Source organism: Streptomyces sp. NPDC057654, from assembly GCF_042800135.1.
Classification (GTDB): domain Bacteria; phylum Actinomycetota; class Actinomycetes; order Streptomycetales; family Streptomycetaceae; genus Streptomyces.
The window spans coordinates 1-1,015 of record NZ_JBHVHQ010001493.1; the positions used below are offsets into that span (position 1 = coordinate 1).

1 protein-coding gene is annotated in these 1,015 nt (G+C 76.7%); it reads left to right on the forward strand.

The features are described 5' to 3' along the window. On the forward strand, positions 1 to 986 hold a 986-nt coding region (locus tag ACFU99_RS44590; RefSeq protein WP_384404648.1), incomplete at its 5' end, for an ATP-binding domain-containing protein. Positions 987 to 1,015 lie beyond the last annotated feature (29 nt).

Below are 1,015 nucleotides of genomic sequence, written 5' to 3' on the forward strand. Positions count from 1 at the left end.
ACCCGGCCCCGTACGAATCGGCCCCGTACGACCCGGCGGTCACCGTTTCCGGGCTGCTCACCGGACGCGAAGGCCCCGGGCGCGACGCGGACGGCGCACTCGACCTCGACCTCCTCGTCGTGCTGGACGCGCCGCAACTCGACGTGGAGACCGCGGCGATGCTCGTGGAGTCGCTGGCGGACGGCGCCCGGCTGGTGCTCAGCGGCGACGCGGGAACGCTCTGGTCGGCGGGGCCCGGCCGGGTGTTCGCGGACGTCGGGGCGGCCCGCGTCTGCCCCGTCGTCGTTTCGCGCACCCCGGACCCCGGTCCGATCGGCGAGCTGGTCTCGGGCATCGGCATCGGCGAGCTGAACCAGGTCGACGCCCCCGGCAAGGAGGTCGTCATCGTCCCGGTGCGGGACGCGGGAGAGGCGGTGCACCGCACCGTGCAGCTCGTCGCCGACTCGGTCCCGCGCGCGATCGGCGTCCCCTCGGACCGTACGCAGGTGATCACGCCGGGCCATGGCGGGCCGGCCGGTACGCGCGCGCTCAACGCGGCGCTCAAGGAGCGGCTGAATCCGGGGCCGGGCCGGTTCGGCGGGTTCGATCCGGGCGACCGGGTGGCGTACGTACCGGCGCCGGGCCGGATGACGCCCGGCACCGTGGTCTCGGCGGACGCCGAGGGGCTGCGTCTGGAGTGCGCGGGCGCGCCCGTCGTCGTACCGCGCGAGCGGGTGGCCGAGACGGTGCGGCACGGCTGGGCCGTAACGGCCCACCAGGCGGCGGGCATCCGCTGGCCCGCCGCCGTGGTGGTGCTGCCGGGCGACGCGGCCCAGGCGCTGAGCCGCGCCTGGGTCTACACCGCGTTCAGCCGCGGCGAGCGGCATCTGTCCGTGGTGCACGGCGTGGACCAGGCACTGCCGCGCGCCATCGCCGAGGTGCCGGCGAAGCCGCGTACCACCCGGCTGCGGTCGCTGCTCCAGGCGCAGGGCCGGTCCGAGGAGTGAGCGGGGTCGGGGCCGGGCGGCCACACGGC